General features: G+C 68.8%; 1 protein-coding gene. It reads left to right on the top strand.

Translation table 11 applies throughout. From position 1 onward, the window contains the following. Nucleotides 1-88: 88 nt before the first annotated feature. A partial coding sequence (locus HKX41_10530; GenBank protein NNC24567.1) for a GNAT family N-acetyltransferase occupies nucleotides 89-413 on the top strand: 325 nt, incomplete at its 3' end.

Raw genomic sequence — 413 nt, 5'->3', positions numbered from 1 at the left:
AACGACGATCGTATCCCCAGGGCGGCGGCCACGCGCCGGCGCCTTCGGGCCTTGCTTTGCGTTTTTCGACCCAGGAGCGCAGCGACCGATGCAGATCCGCGCCGGCCAACTCGACCGTCCCGAGGTGATCGCTCTGCTGCGCGAACACCTGCAAGGCATGGCCGAGCTGTCGCCGCCGGAAAGCATCCACGCGCTCGATCTCGATGGGCTCCAGCGCCCGGAAATCAGCTTCTGGAGCGCCTGGGACGGCGAGGACCTGCTCGGCTGCGGTGCGCTCAAGCAGCTCGACGCCGGCCACGGCGAAATCAAATCGATGCGCACCGCGCAGGCGCATCGCCGCCGCGGCGTGGCTGCGGCGATGCTCGAACATCTACTGGAAGAAGCCGCGCGCAGGGAGTACCGGCGGCTGAGCC

Source organism: Salifodinibacter halophilus (genome assembly GCA_012999515.1).
Taxonomy (GTDB): domain Bacteria; phylum Pseudomonadota; class Gammaproteobacteria; order Nevskiales; family Salinisphaeraceae; genus Salifodinibacter; species Salifodinibacter halophilus.
The sequence above is the reverse complement of the archived record's forward strand: the minus strand, read 5'-3'. Positions and strand labels throughout refer to the sequence as shown.